General features: G+C 64.8%; 19 protein-coding genes. 9 read left to right on the top strand and 10 right to left on the bottom strand.

What is annotated here, in order from left to right:
- Positions 1 to 84: 84 nt before the first annotated feature.
- A complete protein-coding gene (locus tag GGQ99_RS14930; RefSeq protein ID WP_183263134.1) occupies positions 85 to 573 on the top strand; it encodes a MarR family winged helix-turn-helix transcriptional regulator in 489 nt (162 codons plus the stop codon).
- A 230-nt stretch (positions 574 to 803) separates the two neighbouring features.
- Here GGQ99_RS14930 and GGQ99_RS14925 read toward each other — a convergent pair whose 3' ends face one another.
- The 5 genes from GGQ99_RS14925 to GGQ99_RS14900 all read right to left on the bottom strand — a co-directional run bounded on the left by GGQ99_RS14925 (position 804) and on the right by GGQ99_RS14900 (position 7,579).
- Positions 804 to 1,970 carry a trans-sulfuration enzyme family protein gene (locus tag GGQ99_RS14925; RefSeq protein WP_183263133.1) on the bottom strand — a complete coding sequence of 389 codons (1,167 nt, stop codon included), beginning with the start codon at positions 1,968 to 1,970 and terminating at the stop codon, positions 804 to 806.
- Complete coding sequence (locus tag GGQ99_RS14920) at positions 1,967 to 3,355, bottom strand: pyridoxal-phosphate dependent enzyme (RefSeq protein ID WP_183263132.1); 1,389 nt, start codon at positions 3,353 to 3,355, stop codon at positions 1,967 to 1,969. The genes GGQ99_RS14925 and GGQ99_RS14920 overlap by 4 nt, the downstream gene beginning before the upstream one ends.
- Before the next feature lie 646 nt (positions 3,356 to 4,001).
- On the bottom strand, positions 4,002 to 4,469 hold the full coding sequence (locus GGQ99_RS14910) for a hypothetical protein (protein WP_183263131.1): 468 nt from the start codon (positions 4,467 to 4,469) through the stop codon (positions 4,002 to 4,004).
- A gap of 249 nt (positions 4,470 to 4,718) precedes the next feature.
- A complete protein-coding gene (gene ilvD / locus GGQ99_RS14905; protein WP_108605853.1) occupies positions 4,719 to 6,560 on the bottom strand; it encodes a dihydroxy-acid dehydratase in 1,842 nt (613 codons plus the stop codon).
- Between the two features lie 140 nt (positions 6,561 to 6,700).
- Positions 6,701 to 7,579 carry a MurR/RpiR family transcriptional regulator gene (locus GGQ99_RS14900; protein ID WP_183263130.1) on the bottom strand — a complete coding sequence of 293 codons (879 nt, stop codon included), beginning with the start codon at positions 7,577 to 7,579 and terminating at the stop codon, positions 6,701 to 6,703.
- Between the two features lie 140 nt (positions 7,580 to 7,719).
- Here GGQ99_RS14900 and GGQ99_RS14895 point away from each other — a divergent pair, with 140 nt between their 5' ends.
- On the top strand, positions 7,720 to 8,829 hold the full coding sequence (locus tag GGQ99_RS14895) for a Gfo/Idh/MocA family oxidoreductase (protein WP_183263129.1): 1,110 nt from the start codon (positions 7,720 to 7,722) through the stop codon (positions 8,827 to 8,829).
- Between the two features lie 80 nt (positions 8,830 to 8,909).
- Here the strand turns inward: GGQ99_RS14895 and GGQ99_RS14890 are convergent, their stop codons facing one another.
- Positions 8,910 to 9,638 carry a hypothetical protein gene (locus tag GGQ99_RS14890; protein ID WP_183263128.1) on the bottom strand — a complete coding sequence of 243 codons (729 nt, stop codon included), beginning with the start codon at positions 9,636 to 9,638 and terminating at the stop codon, positions 8,910 to 8,912.
- A gap of 279 nt (positions 9,639 to 9,917) precedes the next feature.
- On the opposite strand from GGQ99_RS14890, the gene GGQ99_RS14885 reads away from it, so the two are divergent.
- The 6 genes from GGQ99_RS14885 (at position 9,918) to GGQ99_RS14860 (ending at position 16,039) form a co-directional block, all read left to right on the top strand.
- Complete coding sequence (locus GGQ99_RS14885; protein WP_108605849.1) at positions 9,918 to 10,130, top strand: hypothetical protein; 213 nt, start codon at positions 9,918 to 9,920, stop codon at positions 10,128 to 10,130.
- Positions 10,131 to 10,281: 151 nt separating this feature from the next.
- Positions 10,282 to 10,491 carry a hypothetical protein gene (locus tag GGQ99_RS14880; protein ID WP_108605848.1) on the top strand — a complete coding sequence of 70 codons (210 nt, stop codon included), beginning with the start codon at positions 10,282 to 10,284 and terminating at the stop codon, positions 10,489 to 10,491.
- Positions 10,492 to 10,670: 179 nt separating this feature from the next.
- Complete coding sequence (locus tag GGQ99_RS14875; RefSeq protein ID WP_183263127.1) at positions 10,671 to 11,315, top strand: outer membrane protein; 645 nt, start codon at positions 10,671 to 10,673, stop codon at positions 11,313 to 11,315.
- A gap of 160 nt (positions 11,316 to 11,475) precedes the next feature.
- Entirely contained in the window at positions 11,476 to 13,935 is a 2,460-nt protein-coding gene (gene hrpB, locus GGQ99_RS14870; protein ID WP_183263126.1) for an ATP-dependent helicase HrpB, read from the top strand.
- Between the two features lie 104 nt (positions 13,936 to 14,039).
- Positions 14,040 to 15,365, top strand: a complete 1,326-nt coding sequence (locus tag GGQ99_RS14865) for an ActS/PrrB/RegB family redox-sensitive histidine kinase (protein WP_183263125.1) — start codon at positions 14,040 to 14,042, stop codon at positions 15,363 to 15,365.
- A 113-nt stretch (positions 15,366 to 15,478) separates the two neighbouring features.
- A complete protein-coding gene (locus tag GGQ99_RS14860; RefSeq protein WP_108605845.1) occupies positions 15,479 to 16,039 on the top strand; it encodes an ActR/PrrA/RegA family redox response regulator transcription factor in 561 nt (186 codons plus the stop codon).
- Positions 16,040 to 16,129: 90 nt separating this feature from the next.
- Here the strand turns inward: GGQ99_RS14860 and GGQ99_RS14855 are convergent, their stop codons facing one another.
- Positions 16,130 to 16,630: an MmcB family DNA repair protein gene (locus GGQ99_RS14855; RefSeq protein ID WP_183263124.1), complete on the bottom strand. Its 501-nt coding sequence runs from the start codon at positions 16,628 to 16,630 to the stop codon at positions 16,130 to 16,132.
- A gap of 296 nt (positions 16,631 to 16,926) precedes the next feature.
- On the opposite strand from GGQ99_RS14855, the gene GGQ99_RS14850 reads away from it, so the two are divergent.
- Positions 16,927 to 17,547: a L,D-transpeptidase gene (locus tag GGQ99_RS14850; protein ID WP_108605843.1), complete on the top strand. Its 621-nt coding sequence runs from the start codon at positions 16,927 to 16,929 to the stop codon at positions 17,545 to 17,547.
- Positions 17,548 to 17,779: 232 nt separating this feature from the next.
- Here the strand turns inward: GGQ99_RS14850 and GGQ99_RS14845 are convergent, their stop codons facing one another.
- The 3 genes from GGQ99_RS14845 to trpS all read right to left on the bottom strand — a co-directional run bounded on the left by GGQ99_RS14845 (position 17,780) and on the right by trpS (position 20,120).
- Positions 17,780 to 18,355 (bottom strand): NifU family protein, encoded by a 576-nt coding sequence (locus GGQ99_RS14845; RefSeq protein WP_108605842.1) that lies wholly within the window; start codon positions 18,353 to 18,355, stop codon positions 17,780 to 17,782.
- 121 nt (positions 18,356 to 18,476) lie between these two features.
- Positions 18,477 to 18,968, bottom strand: a complete 492-nt coding sequence (locus tag GGQ99_RS14840) for a universal stress protein (RefSeq protein WP_108605841.1) — start codon at positions 18,966 to 18,968, stop codon at positions 18,477 to 18,479.
- A gap of 81 nt (positions 18,969 to 19,049) precedes the next feature.
- The gene (gene trpS / locus GGQ99_RS14835; protein WP_183263123.1) at positions 19,050 to 20,120 is read right to left on the bottom strand and encodes a tryptophan--tRNA ligase; all 1,071 of its coding nucleotides are present in this window, start codon (positions 20,118 to 20,120) and stop codon (positions 19,050 to 19,052) included.
- Positions 20,121 to 20,123: the final 3 nt, after the last annotated feature.

Genomic DNA, 20,123 nt, shown 5'->3' with positions numbered 1-20,123 from the left:
GGTTTATCTCCACATCAATAATCTTGACGTCAAGATAATATAAGTTCTCTTGACGTCAAGAGATTTTTTCCCGAAAGCTTGGCCATGGATCGCGTCGACGACATTCTTGCCCAGTGGAACCGCGAACGGCCCGACCTCGACGTCGCGCCCATGGGGCTGATCGGCCGCCTCAACCGGGTCTCCCAGCACCTCGGCCGCGAGATGGAAAAGACCTTCGCCGCCCACGGACTGAACTATGCCAGCTTCGACGTGCTGGCGACGCTGCGCCGCTCCGGCGCGCCCTATGCGCTGTCGCCGGGCGATCTCTCCGCAACGATGATGATCACCTCCGGCACCATGACCAACCGCGTCGACCAGCTGGAAAAGGCAGGGCTGGTCGAGCGCCGGCTCAACCCCGACGATCGCCGCAGCTTCATTGTCTCGCTGACTGAAAAGGGTTTCGCCACCATCGACGCGGCCGTCACCGACCACGTGGCGACGCAGTCGCGCATCGTCGAAATGCTTGCCCCCGAGGAGCGCGCCGTGCTCGGGGCACTGCTCAGCAAGTTTTTGGTGGGTTTCGAGAGCGCCTGAGGTCGGCTACGGCCAGTTTGAAGCTACCCCCACCCCTAACCCCTCCCCACAAGGGGGAGGGGACCAGGTTTGCCGCCGTCGGAGCGATCTCCTGCCGTCCGAGCCAGGAATTAGGTCGGCGCTTTGTTCGATGTGTCAAAGATCTGGTGGCTGCGGTGCCGCAGAATCCCCCTCCCCCTTGTGGGGAGGGTAAGGGGTGGGGGTACTTGCCGCCCAAGCGCCTTGCTGGCTCACCCCGCCAGCGCCTGCTCCAGGTCGGCGATCAGGTCGTCGCCGTCCTCGATGCCGGCCGACAGCCGCACCAGCGAATCCGAGATGCCGATCTCGGCGCGCTTTTCCGCCGGGATCGAGCCATGCGTCATCAGCGCCGGGTGCTCGATCAGGCTCTCCACCCCGCCGAGGCTTTCGGCCAGCGTGAACAGCTGGGTGCGTTCGAGGAAGCGCTTGGTGCCGGCGAGATCGCGGTCGAGTTCGGCCGTGATCATGCCGCCGAAATGAAACATCTGCGCCTTGGCGATGGCGTGCTGTGGGTGGCTTTCGAGACCGGGATAGATCACCCGGGGCACGTCCTTGCGACCCTCCAGCCAGCGAGCGATCTTGGCCCCGTTCTGCGAATGGCGCTCCATGCGCAGCGCCAGCGTCTTGATGCCGCGCAGGGCGAGGAAGCTGTCGAACGGCCCCGAGATCGCGCCGATGGCGTTCTGCAGGAACTTCAGCTGGTCGCGCAGGTCCTTGTTGTCGCCCACCACCACGCAGCCGCCGACCATGTCGGAATGGCCGTTGAGATATTTGGTCGTCGAGTGCACGACGATGTCGATGCCGAGCTCCAGCGGCCGCTGCAGATAGGGGCTGCAGAAGGTGTTGTCGGCGACCGAAAGCACGCCCTTGCGCTTGGCGAGAGCCGCCACACCTTCGAGGTCGACGACGCGCAGCAGCGGGTTGGTCGGTGTCTCGACCCACAGCATCTTGGTTTCCGGCCGGATCGCGGCCTCGACGGCGGCAAGGTCGGTGAAGTCGACGAACGTCACTTGCAGCCCGGCCGAGCGTTTGCGCACCCGTTCCAGCAGCCGGAACGTGCCGCCATAGATGTCGTCGGTGGCGACGATATGCGCGCCGCTATCCAGCAGTTCGAACACCGTGCCGATCGCCGCCAGCCCGGAGGCGAAAGCGAAGCCGGCGGAGCCGCTTTCAAGGTCGGCGATCGCTCGCTCGAAGGCAAAACGCGTCGGGTTCTGGCTGCGGGCGTACTCAAAACCCTTGTGCACGCCCGGGCTCTGCTGGCCGTAGGTCGACGTCGCGTAGATCGGCACCATGACGGCACCGGTCGTCGGGTCGTGGCTCTGGCCGCCATGGATGGTGCGCGTCGAAAATGCCAGCCGGTTCTTCTGTGTCGTCATTTTGTCCGCCTGAGGTGGTTGATGAGGTCGACCCGGGTGATCAGCCCGACGAATTCTTCGCCGTCGAACACGATCGCCACTTCGTTGCGGTCGAAGATCGGCAGCAGTGCATCGAGCGTCTGGTTGGCCTGCAGCGTGTGCAGGTCCTTCGCCATGGCGGTCGAGACGGGCGCGTTGAAACGGTTCCAGCGGCTGTCATAGGGACCATCGACCTTGGACAGGATGTCGCCCTCGTCGATGATGCCGACGAGCTTGCCGTCCTCCAGCACCGGCAGCTGAGACACGTCCCCGCGCCGCATCCGGCCATAGGCGGTGAGCAAATTGTCCTCGGGTCCGACGAACACCGTGCCGCCTTCGCGATGCGAGCGCGCCACGAGGTCGCTCAGGTCGCCATGCTGCTCCTTCTCGGCCAGCCCCTGTTCGGCCAGCCAGAAGTCGTCGAACACCTTGGAGAGATACTTGTTGCCGCTGTCGCAGACGAAGGTCACCACTCGCTTCGGCGTCCTCTGCTCGCGGCAGTAGCGCAGTGCTGCCGACAGCAGCGTGCCCGACGACGAGCCGGCCAGGATGCCTTCCTTGGCGAGCAGGTCGCGCACCGCCAGCATGCTTGCCTTGTCGTTGACCGAATAGGCCTTCTTCACCAGCGACAGGTCGGCATTCGGCGGCACGAAGTCCTCGCCGATGCCTTCGACGGTCCAGCTGCCAGCCTCTTCCATCTTGCCGGTCTTGATCAGCGGCGCCAGCACCGAGCCGACAGGATCGGCCAGCACCATCTCGGTCTTGGGCGACACCTTGGCGAAGAACCGGCCGAGCCCGGTCAGCGTGCCGCCGGAGCCGACGCCGACCACCACCGCGTCCACGTCGCCTTCGAGCTGGTCCCAGATCTCGGGTCCGGTCGTCGTCTCATGCGCCTCGGGGTTGGCCGGATTGGCGAACTGGTTGACGTAGAACGAGCCGGGAATCTCGGCGGCGATCTTCTCGGCCATGTCCTGGTAATATTCGGCATGTCCTTTGCCCACGTCCGAGCGCGTCAGCCGGACCTCGGCGCCGAGCGCGCGCAGGTGCTGGATCTTCTCGCGCGACATCTTGTCGGGCACCACGAGGATGATCCGGTAGCCCTTGGGGATGCCGACTTGCGCCAGCCCCAGCCCGGTATTGCCGGCGGTCGCCTCGACGATGGTGCCGCCGCGCTTCAGCTTGCCCTCGCGCTCGGCCGCCGCGATCATCGACAGCGCGATGCGGTCCTTGATCGAGCCGCCGGGGTTCTGGCTTTCGAGCTTGATGAACAGCCGGCAGGGCCCGGTGTCGAATTGCGTCAGCTCGACGACCGGCGTGTTGCCGATCAACTCGAGCACGGACCTGAAGGGCGGGTGCAGGCGGCTCATGGCGGCGTCTCCCTCGGCAGGGTGCTGAACATATCGCATCTCAGCCGGTCGGGACATCCGCCGGATCTGGCCGCATTTACCGGCGCAGGCCCCTGCGAACAAAGGCAAGCGATTTCGTTTCCGGGCGATGCTTGAGAAGGAAATTCCGCGACGCCAGGCGAAGTTCCCATTCGCAGGCAAAGTGAGTTCAGTGTCACGCGTTGTTGACTCTCCACCTAGTGGAGCACCTACAAGGGGTCGTCATGGACGACAGGATATACACAATCGGCGAGTGCAGGGCGTTGGGACCGAACTGCCGGACGAGTTCAAGCAGGGTGACGTCTAGCTGAAGCGCGTTACCCTCGGCACGTCGCACAACGAGTGGACGCCGGTGCCCGCGACGGTTGAAACGTGGCCACTGTCCGCCACCGTCAAACGGCTGCACCAGCGCTACTAGGGCGGCGTCCTGATCTTCGAGACCGGAGACATAGTGACGTTCGCACGTCCGCAGTAGAGCCGCAGTTGACCGACACGCCCGTAATCGACGGCGCCGAGCGCGTCACCACCAACCTGACGCCGATCCCGCCCACCGGAACTGTCATGGCGTGGAAGGCTTGGTGTGCTGCGTAGTTAGACGACGATGCAGTAGCTGATCAATCTTGAACGGCTACTTCCCAACGCGTTCACGCATGACAACGCCGTCGCAGCCAGGCTTTGGGTTCCTGAGGCACTTATCAATGAAGTCCTTGTCGCCCTTACTAAGATCCGCTGTGGCGAGGTTTTTGAATTTTACAACGATTACGTTACCCCGGTAGCCCTCGGCGACAAGCGTGTTGTCTGCTGATGCGCCAAGTATGCCACCCGAGACCGGGACATTGGCGACATTGAGGGCCAACTTGTTTGTGTTGGTGCCTTTTGAGTTGACGTTAAACGTGACCGTCACTTCGTCTACAAGCAGGCCAAACTTGTCTCTATTCGCAGTTCTGGTTCTTACGTCGTTGAGGCTGTCCGCGACGTCATTCAACGCCGCATTCAGCGTGATGGCTTGTGGATCTGCAACGTCTTTTGGTGTGTAGGCGCAAGCTGAAAGGATGAGCGGCGCAAGAATAGGCGCCGCGTAGACGCCGTACTTCATTTCCCCCTCCTGTGGCGATAACTTGGTTTGATCGCCTTGCGGATCAAATCACTACATTCCATTGGAGTCGAGAGGCCTGCGATGCCCAACGCCTATCACCTCGCGAGCGGCTAGAGCAGTTTGTTGCAGACCTCACGCCTATGCTGCGCGTCGCCTTCATGGAAGCGATGCTTAAGAAGGAAAATAGCCGCCACCAAAACGAAAAAGGGCCCGCGATGCGGGCCCTTTGCTTGATACTGCTTTCAGGACTTACTCGAAGTCGCCGAGGTCGCGCACGGCGCCGCGGTCGGCCGAGGTGGCGAAGGCGGCATAGGCCTTCAGCGCCTTGGTCACCTTGCGCTTGCGCAGTTCAACTGGCTTCCAGCCCTTGGCGTCCTGCTCGGCACGGCGTGTGGCCAGCTCGGCCTCGTCGACGCGCAGGCTGATGGTGCGGTTGGGGATGTCGATGTCGATGATGTCGCCCTCGCGCACCAGCCCGATCGTGCCGCCATTTGCCGCCTCAGGCGAGACGTGGCCGATCGACAGGCCCGAGGTGCCGCCCGAGAAGCGGCCGTCGGTCAGCAGCGCACAGGCTTTGCCCAGGCCCTTCGACTTGAGGTAGCTCGTCGGGTAGAGCATCTCCTGCATGCCGGGGCCGCCCTTCGGGCCTTCGTAGCGGATCACCACCACGTCGCCGGCCTTGACCTCGTTGGCGAGGATCGCCTTGACGGAAGCGTCCTGGCTCTCGAACACCCGTGCCGGGCCGGAGAATTTCAGGATCGACTCGTCGACGCCGGCGGTCTTCACCACGCAGCCGTCGCGCGCGATGTTGCCCTTGAGTATGGCCAGGCCGCCGTCCTTGGAGAAGGCATGTTCGGCCGAGCGGATGACGCCCTTTTCCCGGTCGAGGTCGAGGTCGTCCCAGCGCCGATCCTGGCTGAAGGCCGTCTGCGTCGGCACGCCGCCGGGAGCAGCGAGGTAGAAGTCGCGCACTGCCTGGCTCTTGGTCCGCGAGGTGTCCCAATGGTCGATGGCTTCGCCGATCGTTGCGGTGTGCACCGTCGGCAGGTCGCGGTTGAGCAGGCCGGCCTTGTCGAGCTGGCCGAGGATGGCAAAAATACCGCCGGCGCGGTGGACGTCTTCCATGTGCACGTCGGCCTTGGCCGGAGCCACCTTGCACAGCACCGGCACCTTGCGCGACAGCGCGTCGATGTCGTCCTGGTCGAAGTCGATCTCGCCTTCATGTGCCGTGGCCAGGATGTGCAGCACGGTGTTGGTCGACCCGCCCATGGCGATGTCTAGCGCCATGGCGTTTTCGAACGCGCCTTTCGAGGCAATATTGCGCGGCAAAACGCTTTCGTCGTCCTGCTCGTAATAACGCTGTGCGAGGTCGACGATCAGGTGGCCGGCTTCGACGAACAGGCGCTTGCGGTCGGCATGCGTCGCCAGCGTCGAGCCGTTGCCGGGCAGCGACAGGCCAAGCGCTTCGGTCAGGCAGTTCATCGAATTGGCGGTGAACATGCCCGAGCACGAGCCGCAGGTCGGGCATGCCGAGCGCTCGATGATCTTGACGTCCTCGTCCGAAACCTTGTCGTCGGCGGCCGCGACCATGGCGTCGACCAAGTCGAGCGCGACGTTCTTGCCACCGAGCACCACCTTGCCGGCTTCCATCGGGCCGCCGGAAACGAACACCGCCGGGATGTTGAGGCGCATGGCGGCCATCAGCATGCCGGGCGTGATCTTGTCGCAATTGGAGATGCAGACCATGGCGTCGGCGCAATGCGCGTTGACCATGTATTCGACGCTGTCGGCGATGATCTCGCGGCTCGGCAGCGAGTAGAGCATGCCGTCATGGCCCATGGCGATGCCGTCGTCGACGGCGATGGTGTTGAACTCCTTGGCCACGCCGCCGGCCGCCTCGATCTCGCGGGCGACGAGCTGGCCGAGGTCCTTGAGGTGGACGTGGCCCGGCACGAACTGGGTGAAGGAGTTGACCACGGCGATGATCGGCTTGCCGAAATCGGTGTCCTTCATGCCGGTGGCGCGCCATAGGCCACGCGCGCCCGCCATGTTGCGGCCGTGGGTGGTGGTGCGCGAACGATAAGCAGGCATGGGGGCTCTCTCATACAATAGATGGCTAACAGTGGGATTGAGCCACTATCGCCCCTGCGTCAACTATTTTCCACCTCAAGGGCATTCTGGCATGCCGACAGCGGGAAGCTGCCATGCGTCCAGCGCACCACGGCGGTGGTTCAACCCTTCGAATTGGCTGATTTCTTGCCTTTGCGGCCGCGCCTGAGCTCGGCCACGCCGACGGTCAGTCCCATCGCCAGAGCCATGGTCGCGGCCAGCGAGCGGAAGCCGCCGAAATCGGCCTCCGCCACCTCGAACCAGACCTTGGCGAACTGCGCCAGCGGCGAGAACGCGCTGTCGGTGATGGCGATGACGGGCACGTTGTTCGCCGAAAGTATCCGTGCCTCCTCCACCGTCGCCGAGGCGTAGGGTGAGAAGCTGATGGCGATCACCGCATCCCTGGAATTGGCAAACGAGATGATTTCGGGGCTCAGGCCCGAGGCGGATTCGATCAGCTGGCTGCGCACGCCGAGCTTGCCGAGCGCATAGGCGATGTAGCTGGCGACGGGGTAGGAGCGGCGGCGGGCGAGGATGTAGATGGTCTCGGCGCCGTTCAGCAGGTCGATGGCGCGGTCCAGCGTCTCGTCATCGAGATTGCGCGACATCACGTCGATCGATTTGCTCGCCGCGGCCAGGAAGCCGTCGACGATGCGGCGGTTGCTGGTGCCGTCGTCGGCCTCGCCGCGCACCACGGTCAGCCGCTCTTCATAGGAGGTCGTCCGCTCCCTCAATCGTTCGCGGAACACCTGCTGCAGGCTGGTGAATCCGTCATAGCCGAGATGCTGGGCGAAGCGGATCAGCGTCGAGGGCTGCACCCCGGCCGAATTCGCGATGCTGGCGGCGGTGCCGAAGGCGATCTCGTCGGGATTGTCGAGCGCATAGGCGGCCACCTGGGCGATGCGCTTGGGCAGGCCTTCGCGGCGGTCGAGGATCAGCGCCCTCAGCGCCTCGAAATCGCGCGGCAGTGCCTCCGAAACCGTGTCCGCCATGTCGTCCATTCCGCCTCCGCCTATTCCACCATAGCGCCGCCGCCACGGGCTGTCCAAATAAAATGAACCGTATGTTCCATTTTCGCCAAAATTCGACTATTCAATCCGTCAACGGCAAATGCCCATTCTATAAACCGGGAGAGCGTGAAGTGACAGGTGTAGGTCTTATCGGAACCGGCTTCATGGGCAAGTGCCATGCGCTGGCATGGAATTCGGTGCGCACGGTGTTCGGCGACGTGGAGAAGGTCAGGCTCGTCCATCTCGGCGAGGCCAATGCCGGCCTCGCCGCGATCCGCGCCACCGAGCTCGGTTTCGAGAAATCCTCGGGTGACTGGCGCGCTGTCGTCGCCGATCCCGAGGTCGAGATCGTCTCGCTGACCACGCCAAACCAGTTCCATCCCGAGATGGCCATCGCCATCCTCGAAGCCGGCAAGCACCTGTGGTGCGAAAAGCCGATGGCGCCGACGCTCGCCGAGGCCGAAGCCATGGCCGCCGCCGCCCGCAAGTCGGGCAAGACAGCGGTACTCGGCTACAACTACATCCAGAGCCCGGCCATCCGCCACATCCGCCAACTGCTCGGCGAGAAGGTCATCGGCGAGGTCAACCATCTCCGCGTCGAGATGGACGAGGACTTCATGGCCGATCCCGACGCTCCGTTCTTCTGGAAGCACGAGGCGACATCAGGCTACGGCGCGCTCGACGACTTTGCCGTCCATCCGCTGTCGTTGATTTCGGCACTCTTCGGCCGGGTCGAGCGCGTCATGTGCGACATGGCAAAACCCTATCCGGATCGGCAGGTAACGGGCGGCGGCCGCCGCGCGGTCGAGACCTACGACATCGCCTCGAGCCTGATCCATCTCGACAACGGCGTCTCCGGAACGCTTTTGGTCAACCGCTCGGCCTGGGGCCGCAAGGGCCGCATCCAGGTCCAGATCTTCGGCTCCAGGGGCTCGATCGTCTTCGACCAGGAGCGCTTCAACGAGATCCAGCTCTACGTCACCTCGGACCGTGCGACCGAGCAGGGTTATCGCACCATCCTCGCCGCCCCCGTCCACGAGCCCTACGGCAAGTTCATCCCCGCCCCCGGGCACGGCCTAGGCTTCAACGATCTCAAGACCATCGAATGCCGCGAACTCCTCGCCCGTATCGCCGGCCAGCCGGCGCGCGTTATCGACTTCGACGAGGGCCTGGAGATCGAGCGCACAGTGCATGCGATGGCGCAGTCGTTTGCCGAGCAGAAGTGGGTGAAGGTGAGGTAGAAAGACTCCAGCTTGGGTTCCTCGCCCCCACGCAGTGGGGGAGAGGTGTCACAGCAAAGCCGTGACGGAGAGGGGGCGCTTCAATGCGTCCCACTTGGCCGAATGTGTCGGGTGGACACCTCCCACCCCTGCTGTGCCACATAAAACGCCAGCAATATCGCCGCGTTGAGTTCGAGCACTTCCTCGACGGCGGCAAGCACGCGCGACGATGCAGCGATGTCGATGACCTGCGCCAACCCGATGAAGCTGACATGCAGGAAAAGCAGGGCGTGGCCCGAGAGCCATGTCGTCGCTCCGCCCATGTTGCGCGCGATCTGGCGCAGGGCGAACAACGAGAGCCCCACTGATACCGCGAGCATCAGCACGACCAGCAGCCAGGCGAGGTTGTGGCTGACCTGCTGCAACAGCCGGAACGCCAGGATCAACAGGTCGTGGAAACCGTCGAGATGCCCGCCGCCATAGAGCGTCAAGGGCTGGAACCCGAACAGCCGCGAGCCGAAGCTGGTTTCATCAAGAAGTTCGGCGAGGGCAATCAGGCCCGCCAGCACCAGCGGCACGCGCGGTCCCCGCAGCGCCGTTGGGGCACCCGCTCCGAGCACGGCTGCCCCGAGGAAAAGCACGGTGCCCATCTCGATGATGCCGTCCTCCTGCAGCAGCAGCGAGCGGATTCCGGGCGCAATGATCGCCGCGAGCGCCGAGGCGACGGTGACTGCGCCGACGAGCGCCAGCGCACAGGCCAGGAAGCGGAAATGGTCACGCCGTGGTCCCATGGCGACGTTGCCAACTGCTGGATGCATCATCTGCGCCACGGACCCTCTCCTGTCGCAAAACTGTCAGGGATCCGTCACATATTGTCCGTTTCGGGCAATGAAAGGGCCGCCGGATCACACTTGGCTAACGATTGTGACGCTTCGCGGTCGGCATTCACCGCGTCGCTCCTGGCAACCCGGTCCACCGTTCCCTGGACTTCGCTGGCAGGCGAGCTCGCTACAATTTTAATCTTATCCTGTTGTTAATACTTATCTTTCCTTCACCAGCGCCAGTCACACCGGTTCATGCCCGATCATTCATGATTCGCGAGGAGGCGCATGATGGACAAGCGTTACGAACTGGTCCTGGACCCGTCCGATCTCTGGACCGTCTGGGACACCATGACCGAGGAGCCCGCCATGCTCGGCTTTGCTCCGCTCATCGGCCTGACCAAGTCCGAGGCGTCGATCGCCTGCGCTCTGCTGAGCGACATCGATCAGAAAAACACGGCGGAAAAGACCAGGGAACGCCGTGGAAAGAGCGCGGCCTGAGCCCGGGATCGCAGCTGAAAGCAGCCCGCACCCAGGTGCGCAGGCCGCGAGACGAGCCAGCGGGCCTCGCACGCGATATTGCCTGATCCCCACATCCGCTGATATTGCGGCCGGGCCGCCTGCGCGGCGCAGATGGCCCGGAACGAACCTGATGACCAAGCTCCCCGACCTGCCGGTTTCGGCCGTCCTGCCGCAACTTGCCGAGGCCCTGGCGTCCGGCAATAGCGCCGTGCTTGTCGCCCCGCCCGGCGCCGGCAAGACCACGCTGGTGCCGCTGGCGCTTCTCGACGCTGCGCAGACGAGGGACGCGCAAAATTCTGCCACGGACCCCTCTGTCACCGTCAAGGATGCGTCACGTTAAGCTTCATTCCGGCAAAGGAACGGTCGCGATGAGCACTGCCTTGGCGACCGAATGTGACAGGAAGCTCCATTCAATTGCTGCAGGTACAATCTGAGCTGTACTACTTGTTGACACCTAAGATCGCGGCTGTATCCAGTCCAACCAGACAGATTCGACTTGCTGTCGTCTGAGGGGGAACCATGAAACGTCTTGCCGTTGCCTCGGCTTCCATGGTCGTGGCTGCCGGGTCGGCTTTTGCGCAGGACGCAAGGCAGGCCGCTGTCGACTGGTCTGGCGCCTATGTCGGCGCCTTTGCTGGTGGCGCCAATGGCGATGCGACTTATGCCAACGTTCCCGTTGGCGTTCCCGACATGGGAGCTATCGATGGCGGCCTTGCCGGCCTGAAAGCCGGCTATCGCTACCAGTACGGCGTGGCGGTCATGGGTGTGTCGGTGGACGGAGCCCTGGGCAACGTCAAGGGCATAGTGGGCAGCTTCAATCACGCCCGGTTCAACGTGGACTGGCTGGCAACAGCCAACGCCCAGTTCGGCCTGGCGTTTGGCCGTGCACTGGTCTACGGCACTGCCGGCGGGGCGCTGGTCGGCATCCAGCACGACTACGACTCCTTTGCGTCCATCGACGTCTCCTACCCCCGGCGCACGCACTCCGGCTATGCCGTCGGCGGCGGCGCGGAATATGCGTTTGCGGAAAAGGCCTCGATCAGCTTCGAGGTCCGTCATTTCGTCCTTGAGGCGCAAACCTTTCCGCAGGTGCTCAATGTGACGGGGCACACTGTCGACGCCGATTTCACGACAGGCACTATCGGCCTGAACGTCAGGTTCTAGATGCCCGCTGGCTTCGGCTGGTGCAACTGGCCTGATGCCAGCTCATCCCCGCGCGGCCTGCGCGCCAAAATTGGCCGGGATGCCGTTGTTGCGTGATCCCCGCATCCGCTGATATTGCGGCCGGGCCGCCTGCGCGGCGGATGGCCCGGAACGACTGCTGATGACCAAGCTCCCCGACCTGCCTGTAACGGCGGTCCTGCCGCAACTTGCCGCGGCCCTGTCTGCAGGCAACAACGCCGTGCTTGTCGCCCCGCCCGGCGCCGGCAAGACCACGCTGGTGCCCCTGGCGCTGCTCGATGCCGCCTGGCGGGGCGACGGCAGGATCATCCTGCTCGAGCCGCGCCGGCTCGCTGCCCGCGCCGCCGCCCGCCGCATGGCCTCGCTGCTCGACGAGGAGCCAGGCGGTATCGTCGGCTATGCCATGCGCATGGAAAGCAAAGTCGGCCCGAAGACGAAGATACTTGTCGTCACAGAGGGCGTGCTTGCCCGCATGATCCTCGACGATCCCGAACTGCCCGGTGTGTCGGCCGTCTTGTTCGACGAGTTCCACGAGCGCTCGCTCGACGGCGATTTCGGCCTCGCGCTGGCGCTCGACGTGCAGGGCGCGCTACGCCCCGACCTCCGGCTCATCGTTATGTCGGCGACGCTCGACGGCGCCCGCGTTTCAAGATTGCTCGACGGCGCCGAAATCATCGAGAGCCAGGGCCGCAGCTATCCGGTGGACATCCGCTACGACGAGCGTCCGGCAGGCACAGCCATCGAGGACGCCATGGCCAAGGCCATCCGGGACGCATTGGCAGACGAGCCGGGCAGCGTGCTCGCTTTCCTGCCCGGCCAGCGCGAGATCGAGCGCACCGCCGAGCGCCTAGATGGCCGCGTAGCTGCCGATGTCGACATCGTGCCGCTCTATGGCATGCTCGACGGCAAGGCACAGGACGCAGCGATCAGGCCGGCGCCCGCCGGTCGCCGCAAGGTCGTGCTCGCCACCGCCATTGCCGAGACCTCGATCACGATCGACGGCGTCCGCGTCGTCATCGATTCCGGCCTGTCGCGTCTGCCCAGATACGAGCCGGCGAGCGGGCTGACCCGGCTCGAGACCGTGCGCGCCTCGCGCGCCGCCGCCGACCAGCGCGCCGGCCGCGCCGGCCGCACCAGTCCCGGCATCGCCATTCGCCTCTGGCGCGCCGAGCAGACGGCAGCACTTCCGGCATTTTCGCCGCCCGAAATCCTCGAGGCCGACCTGTCCGGTTTCCTGCTCGATTGCGCTGCCTTTGGCGTCGCCGATCCGACCACGCTTTCTTTCCTCGACGCTCCACCGGCACCGGCGCTGGCCGAGGCGAGGGCGCTTCTGACCGAACTCGACGCCATCGACACTGACGGCCGCCTGACTGCATCAGGCCAGGCGATGCGCAGGCTGGCGCTGCCCGTCCGCCTCGCCCACATGGTCGCCGAAGCCGCGCGCCAAGGTGCCGGGTCGGAGGCCGCGCAGCTCGCCGTGCTGATGACCGAGCGCGGTCTCGGCGGCGACAGTGCCGACCTCGAACGCCGGCTGCAGCGTTTCCGCAACGAGCGCTCGCCCCGCGCCAACGCTGCCCGGCAACTGGCCGAGCGGTTGGCGCGGCAGGCTGGCAACGGTGCGCAGCCGTCAGGTGCACCCACCCCCGGCGCGCTTCTTCTCCTCGCCTGGCCTGACCGCGTCGCCAAAGCGCGTGGCGAGCGCGGCCGCTTTGTGCTCGCCAACGGCAGCGGTGCCGCCGTCGATGCCGCCGATCCGCTCGCCGGCGAACAGTATCTCGTCGTCGCCGATCTCCAGGGCAAGGCGCAGAACGCTCGCATCTCGTCCGCCGCCGCGGTTTCCGAGGCCGACATCCGCACCGTCCTTGCTTCACATCTGGAACGCAAAACCCAGTCCGCCTTCGACAAGGACAAGCGCTCGGTACGCGTGCGCGAAACCGTCCGCCTCGGCGCCGTCACCCTGTCCGAACGCATGCTGCCGGCGCCCAGGGGCGAAGAGGCCGATCGCGCCATTCTCGAAGCGCTCCGCGCCCACGGCCTCGACCTGCTCGACTGGGGCAAGGAGGTCGAGACGCTGCGCCAGCGCCTCACCTGGCTGCATCGCGGCCTCGGCGATCCCTGGCCCGACATGTCGGACGAAGCCCTGCTTGCCCGCCTCGAGGATTGGCTGCTGCCCTACCTGCGCGGCGAGGCGACCTTTGCCCGCATCGGCGCGGGCGTCCTGCACGATGGCCTGATGTCGCTCGTCCCGCACGACCTCCAGCGCAAGATCGCCTCGCTTGCCCCGACGCATTTCACAGCACCGTCCGGCAGCCATGTGCCGATCCGCTACGATGGCGAATGGCCGGTGCTGGCCGTGCGCGTGCAGGAGCTGTTCGGCATGGACAAGCATCCCTCGATCGCTGGCGGCACAGTGCCGCTCACCCTGGAACTGTTGTCGCCGGCCCATCGCCCGATCCAGACGACGCGCGACCTGCCCGGCTTCTGGCGCGGCTCCTGGGCCGATGTCCGCTCCGACATGCGCGGCCGCTACCCCCGGCATGTCTGGCCGGACAACCCGCTGGAGGCGCAGGCCACCGCCCGCGCCAAGCCGCGCGGCACGTGATGCCGACCCGAACCGAAGGTTTGCGGAGCCGTTGATACTGGTTTTCAGAAAAGACCGTGCACGGGCACTTGGCGCGGGCGCGCCTTGCAGCGCATATAGCTGGCATGAACTCGCTGACCCGCACCCCCGACCTCCAGCACAGCCACCGGCTGCGGCTCAACACGCTGATCCGCCTGCGCTGGCTGGCGATCGTCGGCCAGAGCTTCACCGTCGTGGTGGTCGCCTACTGGCTGGAGTTCCCCCTGCCGGTCAGCCTGTGTTTCGCGCTCATCGCCAGCTCCGCCTGGCTCAACCTGTTCCTCGCCTTCCGCTATCCGGCCACCCAGCGCCTCAACCCCTTCGCCGCCTTCGCAATCCTCACCTTCGACAGCTTGCAACTCGCCGGCCTGCTGTTCATCACCGGCGGCCTCACCAACCCGTTCTCGCTGTTGATGACGGTGCCCGTCGTCATCTCGGCGACGTCGCTGCCGCTGCGGCTGACCGCCATGCTGGCGGTGCTGGTCATCATCATGGTCAGCCTGCTTGCCTTCTTCCACCTGCCGTTGCCTTGGTACGAGGGCATCGTGCTGGCGATGCCGTTCATCTACACATCGGGCATCTGGATCGCGGTGTGCTGCTCGATTGCCTTCACCGCCATGTATGCCTTCCGCGTCGCCGACGAGGCCCGCCTGCTCGCCAACGCGCTCGCCGCCACCGAGTTGGTGCTGCAGCGCGAGCAGCATCTGTCGGCGCTCGACGGCCTCGCAGCCGCCGCCGCCCATGAGCTTGGCACGCCGCTCGCCACCATCACGCTGGTCGCCAAGGAGATGGAGCGCGCGCTCGGCAAGGATCCGAAATATGGCGAGGACGTCACCTTGTTGCGCAGCCAGAGCGAGCGCTGCCGCGAGATCCTCAAGCGCCTCACCAGCCTGTCCTCCGAGGGCGAGGAGCATCTCGCCCGCCTGCCGCTGACGTCGCTGGTCGAGGAGGTCATCGCCCCGCATCGCGACTTCGGCATCTCCATCAAGCTCGATCCCGGTGAGCGCATCGGGCCCGAGCCGGTCGGCCACCGCAACCCGGGTGTCATCTACGGTCTCGGCAACCTCGTCGAAAACGCCGTTGACTTCGCCCGCAGCCGCGTCACGGTGCGCTGGCGCTGGGACAGCGACGTCGTCGCCTTCAGCATCCTCGACGACGGCCCGGGTTTTCCTGCCGACATCATCGATCGCATCGGCGAGCCCTATATGTCGACCCGCCAGGGCGCCGAGCCGGGCGGCGGTCTCGGCCTCGGCCTGTTCATCGCCAAGACCCTGCTCGAGCGTTCCGGCGCCGACATCAGTTTCAGCAATTCGAACGGACCGGGAGAGGGGGCGGTTGTCGAGATCTCCTGGCCGCGCGCCATCTTCCTCAATCCCGCCCCTGCCGGCACGACGATGTTCGACACCGCATGAGGTCTTGAACGGGGTGTTCACCGCCCCGGCATTGGACATCGCGGCTTTGCACCTATATCTGCTTGAAAAACGATAAGAACGACTGGGATCAACGACAAAAAGGATCAAAGGCGATGACCACCCAGGACATTGCGGCCGCATTGCCGGGCGAAGACCATTCACTGCTGCTCGTCGATGACGACAAGCCCTTCCTGACACGCCTGGCCCGCGCCATGGAAAGCCGCGGCTTTACCGTCGATACCGCCGAAAGCGTCGAGGAAGCGGTCGCCAAGGTCCGCGCCAATCCACCGGCCTATGCCGTGGTCGACATGCGCCTCGGCGACGGCAACGGCCTTGATGTCGTCTCGGCCATCCGCGAGCGCCGCGAAGACACCCGCACCGTCATCCTGACCGGCTATGGCAACATCGCCACCGCTGTCACCGCGGTGAAGCTCGGTGCCATCGACTATCTCTCCAAGCCTGCCGACGCCGACGACGTCTATGCCGCGCTGACCAACGCCTCTGGCGAGCGTGCAGCCCCGCCGGAAAATCCGATGTCGGCCGACCGCGTCCGCTGGGAGCACATCCAGCGCGTCTACGAGATGTGCGAGCGCAACGTCTCCGAAACCGCACGCCGGCTCAACATGCACCGCCGCACCCTTCAGCGCATCCTCGCCAAGCGGGCGCCGAGATAAAGCGAATAGTGAGTAGCGAATAGTGGGCGGCGCTTGATCCTCGGGCGCCGTTTCTCGTTCTGCTATTCCCTATTCCCTATTCCCTATTCCCTACTCGCTCTCCCCCTCCAGCGCCGGCACCGAAACCCCGGCCAGTTCCGCTGCCAGCAGCCGGGCCGCGCCGGCGCGGGCGATGCGCAGCATGAGGGCTTTGCGCGTCGCCGCCGCGATCCGGTGCTCCGGGGCCTCGCGCATGATCTCGGCGCCATAGCCGTCGGAGAGGATGAAGCCACATTCCTCGGGGAAAATCCCGGCCGGCACCTCCGGATGCGTGGCGAAAAAGAAGCGGTCCGAATGCAGCCGGTATTCCGGCCATTTGCGGTCGACGCGGAAGTCCTCGATCGACGACTTGATCTCGATGATCCAGATGTCGCCCTGGCGCGTCAGCGCCACAAGGTCGGCGCGTCGCCCGGTCGCCAGCGACAGTTCGGGCAGCACATGCGCGCCCATCTGCATCAGCAGGCGCTGTACGCCGCGGCGCACCAGCATGGCTCGCTCGGACTGGCGGCCATCGACGAGAGGGTTGGAAGCGACAGGTGAAATGATCGGCATGGACCAATCATTGCATCATTTGTTCACGTTTTGAACCCGTCTGCTGGATTATTCCAGACCGTTTTCCGCCATCCGGCTCCGCGCGAACGCAAAATCCGCCATTGCCCCCTATCGTTGAATCTGTTGGCTTTTCCCGCGATGCGTGTTGCCGAAATGCCATAACCCGGACGTTACGTTAACGAGAGCGCGGCTTTGCTGGCCTCCGCCTCTTGGCAAGCAAAATGCCCGACCGGTAAGAATGGTGGCAAAAATGAGGCCGAATCGGCCCGGACACCGCTCTTGCTTGGGAACCCCACATGCGATTGAAGTCTCTTGCTATTGTCGCCGCCCTGGCGCTGACCACCGCACTCGCGGGCTGTTCGACCGACGGCGTCTCGCGCATGTTCTCCAACGACTATGGTGGCCGCGTCGACGCCGGTTACCAGCTGCCGACCATCCCGATCAGCAAGGTTCCGCGCCAGTTCCATCGCCAGATCGTGCGCTACGAAACCAATGAGAAGCCCGGCACCGTCGTCGTCGATACCGGCCAGAAGTTCCTCTACCTCGTCCAGCCCGATGGCAAGGCGATGCGCTACGGCATCGGCGTCGGCCGCGAGGGTTTCGAGTGGCAGGGCACCGCCCGCATCGCGGTGAAGCGCGAATGGCCGGTGTGGACGCCGCCGCCCGCAATGATCAAGCGCCAGCCCGAGCTCGCCAAGTGGTCGGGCGGCATGCCCGGCGGTCCGAAGAACGCGCTCGGCGCCCGGGCGCTCTACCTCTTCAACAAGGGTGGCGATTCCGGCTACCGCCTGCATGGCACGCCGGAATGGAACTCCATCGGCAAGGCCATGTCGTCGGGCTGCATCCGCCTGATGAACCAGGACATCATCGACCTCTACAATCGCGTCGAAGTCGGCGCCAAGGTCATCGTCCAATAACTGCGAACCGTCCAGGCAACACGGACGTCGCAAACGAAAAACCGGGCGCTTTGGCCCGGTTTTTTGTTTGAGCTGTCACTTGTGGACGGCGAGGGTCTTTCGAGAACTCGCTCCGGCGAGGCATATGGCGTGGATTTCGAGAACAGGAGCGCAGCGGACGTTCAGGTCCGTGAGCACCGGAAGCGCAGAAAGCCGCGTCAGATGGCCGTCGGAGTAGAGTTCGCGAAGATCCTCAGGAGATCTGTTCGACCTGCTGTACCTCAGGCACGAAGTGGCGAAGCAGGTTCTGGATGCCGTGCTTCAGCGTTGCCGTCGAAGACGGGCAGCCGGCGCAGGCGCCCTTCATGTGCAGGAACACGGTGCCGTTCTCGTAGCCGCGGAAGGTGATGTCGCCGCCGTCCTGGGCCACCGCCGGGCGCACGCGCGTGTCGAGCAGTTCCTTGATCGTCACTACGATCTCGGCGTCGGCCTGATCGAAGAATTCGTTCTGGTCGTCATGATGGCCGCCGCCGCCTGCGGCCTGGCCGGCCATCACGGGAGCGCCCGACATGAAGTGTTCCATGATCGAGCCGAGGATCGCCGGCTTTAGGTGCTGCCAGTCGGGGCCGTCCTTGCTGACGGTGATGAAATCGTAGCCGAAGAACACGCCGGTCACGCCCGGAATGTCGAACAGCCGGCCGGCAAGCGGCGAAGCCGCACGCGCGCTGTCGGCATCGCGGAAATCGGCCGTGCCTTCGAGCAGCACTTCCTTGCCCGGCAGGAACTTCAGCGTCGCCGGATTGGGGGTCGCTTCGGTCTGGATGAACATGGACGTGTCTCCGTGCCCGCGCGCGCGGGATTGTCAGTTTGGAATAGTTCTAATTAGGCTCAAGACGGCCGACATTCAAGCCGCTGGCGCGCCTCCGCGCCAATATGTTGCGCCCGACCTATTAGGCCAGGCTGTCGATGTCCTCGTCGGACAGGTTCTGCGGCACCACCGTCACCGGGATCGGGAAGGCCGCACCCTTGCCGGCGATCGAGGCGACAAGCGGCCCGGGGCCTTCCTTGCCGGCGCCTGCTGCCAGCACCAGGATAGCGATATCCTGGTCGTCTTCAATCAGCTTGTGGATCTCGTCGGCCGGCCGGCCCTCGCGCACCACCAGTTCGGGCTCGATCCCCAGCGTCTCGCGGACCCGCCCGGCTTGCGAATCGAGGGCGGCATTGGCTGCTGCGGTCGCCTCCTCGCGCATGATCTTCTCGACTCCCAGCCAGTGCTGGAAGTCGTCGGGCTCGATGACATAGAGCAGCACGAGGACGCCGTTCGTGCTCCGGGCCCGCTTGGAGGCATAGGCGACTGCGCGCTCGCATTCCGGCGTATCGTCGATGATAGCCAGGAACTTGCGCCGGTGGCCGGCTTCCTTGCTGAGGCGTTTGGAGACCATGTGCTACCCTGATGCGAGGTTTCGGTTGGCAATCTGCCACCGGCGCCGGCCGCCCGCAAGCAGCCGGCGACGATGTCGTATTCAGTCGCCCAGCAGGCCGATGATGTTGCGAACGTCCTTCATCGTCTTTTCGGCGATGACGCGGGCGCGGTCGCCGCCGTCACGCAGCACGGCGTCGATATGGCCGGGATCGGCCATCAGGCGGCGCATCTCGCCGGCGATCGGCGCCAGCTTCTCGACAGCGAGGTCGGCCAGCGCCGGCTTGAACACCGAGAACTGCTGGCCCGAAAACTGGCGCAGCACCTCTTCCTTGGTCATGTCGGCAAGGCCGGCATAGATGCCGACGAGGTTTTCCGCCTCGGGGCGTTCCTTGAGGCCTTCGAGCTCGCTCGGCAGCGGTGCCGGATCGGTCTTGGCCTTGCGGATCTTCTTCGAGATCGTATCGGCATCGTCGGTCAGGTTGATGCGCGACAGGTCGGAAGGGTCCGACTTCGACATCTTCTTCGAACCGTCGCGCAGGCTCATGATGCGCGCCGCCGGCCCGCCGATGATCGGCTCGGTGATCGGGAAATAGCCGTTCACCGTCTCTTCGCCCACCTGCATCTCGACGCCGATGCCAAGGTCGGCGATGCGGCTGGAGAAATCGTTGTTGAACTTCTGGGCGATGTCGCGCGTCAGCTCCAGATGCTGCTTCTGGTCGTCGCCGACCGGCACGTGGGTGGCGCGGTAGACGAGGATGTCGGCGGCCATCAGGCTCGGATAGGCGAGCAGGCCCAGCGAGGCGTTCTCGCGGTCCTTGCCGGCCTTGTCCTTGAACTGCGTCATCCGGTTCATCCAGCCGATGCGCGCCACGCAATTGAAGATCCAGGCAAGCTCTGCATGTTGCAGCACCCGCGCCTGGTTGAAGACGATATGCTTCTTGGGATCGATGCCCGAAGCCAGGAATGCGGCTGTGATCGAGCGCGTCTGGCCCTCTAGGTCGTCATGGACGAGCTGGGCCGTCAGCGAATGCAGGTCGACGACGCAATAGATGCACTCGTTGGTTTCCTGCAGGGCGACGAACTTGCGGATGGCGCCGAGGTAGTTGCCGAGATGGAGATTGCCGGTCGGCTGGACGCCGGAGAAGATGAGCGGTTTGAAGGCGGCGGTCATGAT

It is taken from the genome of Aminobacter niigataensis, from assembly GCF_014200015.1.
In the GTDB taxonomy this organism is placed as follows: domain Bacteria; phylum Pseudomonadota; class Alphaproteobacteria; order Rhizobiales; family Rhizobiaceae; genus Aminobacter; species Aminobacter niigataensis.
The sequence above is the reverse complement of the archived record's forward strand: the minus strand, read 5'-3'. Positions and strand labels throughout refer to the sequence as shown.

Coding starts and splice junctions, on each gene's coding strand:
- GGQ99_RS14930 (WP_183263134.1), top strand. CDS start 85: ATGGATCGCGTCGACGACATTCTTGCCCAGTGGAACCGCGAACGGCCC.
- GGQ99_RS14910 (WP_183263131.1), bottom strand. CDS start 4,469: ATGAAGTACGGCGTCTACGCGGCGCCTATTCTTGCGCCGCTCATCCTT.
- GGQ99_RS14925 (WP_183263133.1), bottom strand. CDS start 1,970: ATGACGACACAGAAGAACCGGCTGGCATTTTCGACGCGCACCATCCAT.
- GGQ99_RS14900 (WP_183263130.1), bottom strand. CDS start 7,579: ATGGACGACATGGCGGACACGGTTTCGGAGGCACTGCCGCGCGATTTC.
- GGQ99_RS14860 (WP_108605845.1), top strand. CDS start 15,479: ATGACCACCCAGGACATTGCGGCCGCATTGCCGGGCGAAGACCATTCA.
- GGQ99_RS14880 (WP_108605848.1), top strand. CDS start 10,282: ATGACCAAGCTCCCCGACCTGCCGGTTTCGGCCGTCCTGCCGCAACTT.
- GGQ99_RS14840 (WP_108605841.1), bottom strand. CDS start 18,968: ATGGTCTCCAAACGCCTCAGCAAGGAAGCCGGCCACCGGCGCAAGTTC.
- GGQ99_RS14875 (WP_183263127.1), top strand. CDS start 10,671: ATGAAACGTCTTGCCGTTGCCTCGGCTTCCATGGTCGTGGCTGCCGGG.
- ilvD (WP_108605853.1), bottom strand. CDS start 6,560: ATGCCTGCTTATCGTTCGCGCACCACCACCCACGGCCGCAACATGGCG.
- trpS (WP_183263123.1), bottom strand. CDS start 20,120: ATGACCGCCGCCTTCAAACCGCTCATCTTCTCCGGCGTCCAGCCGACC.
- GGQ99_RS14920 (WP_183263132.1), bottom strand. CDS start 3,355: ATGAGCCGCCTGCACCCGCCCTTCAGGTCCGTGCTCGAGTTGATCGGC.
- GGQ99_RS14845 (WP_108605842.1), bottom strand. CDS start 18,355: ATGTTCATCCAGACCGAAGCGACCCCCAATCCGGCGACGCTGAAGTTC.
- GGQ99_RS14865 (WP_183263125.1), top strand. CDS start 14,040: ATGAACTCGCTGACCCGCACCCCCGACCTCCAGCACAGCCACCGGCTG.
- GGQ99_RS14850 (WP_108605843.1), top strand. CDS start 16,927: ATGCGATTGAAGTCTCTTGCTATTGTCGCCGCCCTGGCGCTGACCACC.
- GGQ99_RS14885 (WP_108605849.1), top strand. CDS start 9,918: ATGATGGACAAGCGTTACGAACTGGTCCTGGACCCGTCCGATCTCTGG.
- GGQ99_RS14855 (WP_183263124.1), bottom strand. CDS start 16,630: ATGCCGATCATTTCACCTGTCGCTTCCAACCCTCTCGTCGATGGCCGC.
- hrpB (WP_183263126.1), top strand. CDS start 11,476: ATGACCAAGCTCCCCGACCTGCCTGTAACGGCGGTCCTGCCGCAACTT.